Origin of the sequence: Streptococcus sp. LYSM12 (assembly GCF_004569635.1) — a bacterium.
Taxonomy (GTDB): Bacteria; Bacillota; Bacilli; order Lactobacillales; family Streptococcaceae; genus Streptococcus.
Window position 1 is genome coordinate 1 of sequence record NZ_SPOZ01000051.1, and the last position, 3687, is coordinate 3687.

Sequence of the window (3687 nt, forward strand, 5' to 3'; positions counted from 1 at the left end):
AAAGCTATCAAGGCAGCCCAGACAGCCGGTAAAGTGATTGATACGCTGGATAATGTCAGTGACGCATCGAAAGCCTTGAAAGCTGTGGATACTGTTGATGATACTAAAGATGCTCTGAAAGTTGCAGAAGCTGCGGATACTGTTGATGATGTAGGGGATAGTTCAAAAATTATCGAAGGCGTAGATAGTAGAAAGAAAATAGTAGAGCGTATTCCCAAGGAAGTGGACGATGTTATAGATTATGCTCGTTCTCACAATGGAGCAGCACAAGACGGTTACAAGGGAAATAGGATATATAATAATATACCCAAAAATCCTGGTGATCAAAAATTACCAGACGGACCTATATATAGAGAATATGATATTTATCCTAATATTAAAGGTAGAGCTCGTGGAGCAGAACGTATTATCATCGGTGATGATGAGTCAGTTTGGTATACGGATAACCACTATAAATCATTTACTAGAATTAGATAAATAAGGAGTAGTATGAGCAAATTAAAAGAACTTATGCGTGTTTTTCAAAAGCAAGATATACGAATAGAGGACGGATTAACAAAAAGTGAAATTAAGGAATTGGAGAGAATATACCATATTAGCTTTCCAAAAGATTGGGTAGATTTTTATAGTCAAATATTACCTATTGGAATAGGTTTTTATAACTGGAGAGACAAGAGTATTGGAAATATTCAATTTATAGAAGAAGCTTTTTTAAAACCTTATAATGATATATTAGCTTGTTATGAGGAGATTGAATGGAACGATATTTGGGGTGTAGAGCCACGAAATTTACAACATAAATTGGTAAAAATCAGGTCTCTTTTGGAAGAAGCACCTCGATTAATCCCCATTTATGGTCATCGATATTTACCTATTATGAAAAATTCTGCGCCTGTTCTATCAATCCACGATATTGATATCATTTGTTATGGTGAAAATCTATTTGATTATTTTTACATAGAATTTAGTTTAAAGAAACAGAAAGACATTTGCTTTGACCAAGTAACATATGTTCCGTTTTGGATGGATGAATTGTATTAAAATTGGTCTTTTGACAGAGTTCTCAAAAATACGGATAACGGTGAGATAGACTATATTTAGGATAGATAGAGTTGGGAGACAGAAAAGAATAATATAAATTATATTTCCATGGTGCTGTAGGCGATTGATCTAGTTTGATAGGACTTAGAAAACGTTGGAGATGATTTGATCGTTTTCCGTCCTCCCTTGCCTAGCTCCCCGCCCACCTATGGAGTTATCCTCCATAGGTGTTTTAGACATCACCATGGGAATTATCTAGTTTGTCATAGTAAAGTATGACAAAGGCGAAAGACAAAAGCAGTACACCAGCTAGCTTTGGAGGTGTTGCCAGCTGGGATGGTACGGCAGGTTCAAGCTCTCGCTATCAGCCAAAATCTGCATCTAAACCGAAAGAGTTGACTGAGAAAGAGATAGCAGCAAGAAGAGCAGAGGGGAAAAAACTCCTCAAGATACTTGGTGGAGAGCTCAGTGGCTGGTATAGTGCCAAACGTCTTTGGACAGGGAAAGACCCTGTAACAGGAGAAACGGCGAATCGTTGGTTTGCGGCAGGCGAACTTGGTCTTGATTTGGCTAGTTATATGATTTTGTTTGCCAAAGCCGGAAAAGCTATCAAGGCAGCCCAGACAGCCGGTAAAGTGATTGATACGCTGGATAATGTCAGTGACGCATCGAAAGCCTTGAAAGCTGTGGATACTGTTGATGATACTAAAGATGCTCTGAAAGTTGCAGGTATTGTTGATGAAGCATCGGATATAGGTAGAGGGGTAGGTAATCCTGTTTCTATAGCTGGAAGAGGGAGCACAGGTAGAACTATAGCCAATACACTTAATGAACAACTTGCGATGCAAGAAGTGATGTCTAATCCACTAGCAGGAGCATTTGAAATTCCTATTACAATGACAGATCCCAGATGGATGGGAACAGAAGGGTGGGTTAAGATGCAAAGAATTGTAACTTTATCGGATGGAACGAAAGTGAATATCCACTATGTTTATAATAAATTGACGGGAGCATTTGATGATTTTAAATTTAAATAAGGAGTGCAAATGGATAATTTTTCTTTAGAAATTATTTGGCGTGATGATTGTGAAGATTTATTAGAATTAAAAATTGATATCGTGACCGAATTTGTAACGATGTATCAATATTGTTATATTTCTTCTGTAGATTTATTAAATAATATGAAAAGTATTGAACGGCATATTGAAGGACAGAGCGAAACGAGAATCAATTTTGGAGAGATGACTGGGTCATATACACCAAGCTTTTCCATGCTCTTGTACCAAAAAAAAGCGAATGATGATATGCTGGTGGAATTAGATTTAGAAATTGCGGACAATGATGAACGAAAGCACCGTTGTCAATTGTATGTGAAATCGAAGGCAGATTTTTGGAGAATTTTTTCAAATAATGTGGAAAAAATGGTCATAAATAATAGTTTGTCCAAAAGCATTCTTTCTCCGTATTAAGTATGGAAGTTTATCGATAACAATCGTAATTATGATTTATTAAAGATAGTGACTATCTGACTAAGATAGAGAATAGGGAGGGTACCATTATCTATACCTACGATGGGAACGGCAACCGCATCTAGCCTTGGAGAATTATTTAGTTTGTCGTAGTAAAGTACGATACGGAGAATCGTCTTTTGGCGGTCAAGGATGGTCTTTTGATGGCGGCTCTATACGACGGGGATGACAACCGAGTCTTTATACTCGTCAAAAATGAAACTCTGACGTCGTTACCTCACCTTGCTGAACTTCAGTTCTACCTGCGGTTTCATTGCCTCGTCAGAGTTTCATTTTTATAGAGTATCCCCACCAGTCGTAAGGAGGGTAAGCATACCTATCAACTCTTCAAACGCGAGGAGAAGAAGAAATCTCCCTATACTTCTCCAAATGGAGAGGAGCACAGCCTCTTCTGGTATGGTTTCAGTCAGAATGTTCTTCAGTCGCTCTCTACCTTGTCACAGACCATTGGGACCATCTGGCATGAGATTTTTGACGATGTTTCTACTGCTTACCACAAGAAAGTGGCGAAAGACAGGGCCAATGATGAGGGGCTTGTCATCAACCCGCCAGACTTAGGAAATCTCCCTGGTGAGGGTGAGGTGACCTATGCCAGCCAAGTCAAGGAAGTTCTTATCCCTTACACCACACGGGAGGACACATTCAACTATTATGAGGAGCGCAACTATGTCAATGATGTCAATCGGGCACATACCGAGGTTCTCCAGACCTATGACCGTGAGCTGAAAGCCAGTGAGACCTATACCTATGGACAGGAACGCCTTTCCTACCTCAATCATGAAAGAGGAAATACTTTCACTATCTAAGCAACCAAGCAGGCTCCGTGACAGGCTTGAGCAAGGACGGAGTAGCAGTAGCGTCAAGCAGCTATATCCTATACGGCTCAACCAAGAATAGTACAGATACTACTGAACCACACCCCAAAAGTTAGAACTAAAACTCTAACTTTTGGGGTATTATAATCAAGTGAAACAAGAACAGGACAAAAGTGCCTCAATGAAAGTATGGGCATTTGGCAATACTTTTCTGAGGTGTTTTTTGATGTGAGCCCATGTTTTCTCGATGGGATTGTACTCAGGTGAGTACGGAGGAAGTGGTAAAATTCTATGCTCCTGCT

The 3687-nt window shown here is 39.3% G+C and carries 6 protein-coding genes; 5 read left to right on the forward strand and 1 reads right to left on the reverse strand.

Annotated elements, in window-relative coordinates; translation table 11 throughout:
- From E4T79_RS10525 to E4T79_RS11375, 5 genes are all read left to right on the forward strand, one after another.
- Positions 1 to 477: ribonuclease domain-containing protein (locus E4T79_RS10525; RefSeq protein WP_280643169.1), on the forward strand; the 477-nt coding region annotated here is incomplete at its 5' end.
- Between the two features lie 12 nt (positions 478 to 489).
- Positions 490 to 1041, forward strand: a complete 552-nt coding sequence (locus tag E4T79_RS10530; protein WP_135030075.1) for a hypothetical protein — start codon at positions 490 to 492, stop codon at positions 1039 to 1041.
- Positions 1042 to 1316: 275 nt separating this feature from the next.
- A complete protein-coding gene (locus tag E4T79_RS10535) occupies positions 1317 to 2078 on the forward strand; it encodes a pre-toxin TG domain-containing protein (protein WP_135030078.1) in 762 nt (253 codons plus the stop codon).
- 9 nt (positions 2079 to 2087) lie between these two features.
- Positions 2088 to 2510, forward strand: coding sequence for a hypothetical protein (locus E4T79_RS10540; RefSeq protein ID WP_135030080.1), 423 nt, complete (start codon positions 2088 to 2090; stop codon positions 2508 to 2510).
- Positions 2511 to 3004: 494 nt separating this feature from the next.
- A complete protein-coding gene (locus E4T79_RS11375; RefSeq protein WP_228063856.1) occupies positions 3005 to 3376 on the forward strand; it encodes a hypothetical protein in 372 nt (123 codons plus the stop codon).
- 156 nt (positions 3377 to 3532) lie between these two features.
- Here the strand turns inward: E4T79_RS11375 and E4T79_RS10555 are convergent.
- Positions 3533 to 3687, reverse strand: a 155-nt coding sequence (locus E4T79_RS10555) for a transposase (protein WP_194183830.1), incomplete at its 5' end; no start/stop codon positions are given.

Bases quoted from the DNA above. Each gene is read 5' to 3' on its own strand.
- E4T79_RS10535 (WP_135030078.1), top strand. From the start codon at position 1,317: ATGACAAAGGCGAAAGACAAAAGCAGTACACCAGCTAGCTTTGGAGGT.
- E4T79_RS10530 (WP_135030075.1), top strand. From the start codon at position 490: ATGAGCAAATTAAAAGAACTTATGCGTGTTTTTCAAAAGCAAGATATA.
- E4T79_RS10540 (WP_135030080.1), top strand. From the start codon at position 2,088: ATGGATAATTTTTCTTTAGAAATTATTTGGCGTGATGATTGTGAAGAT.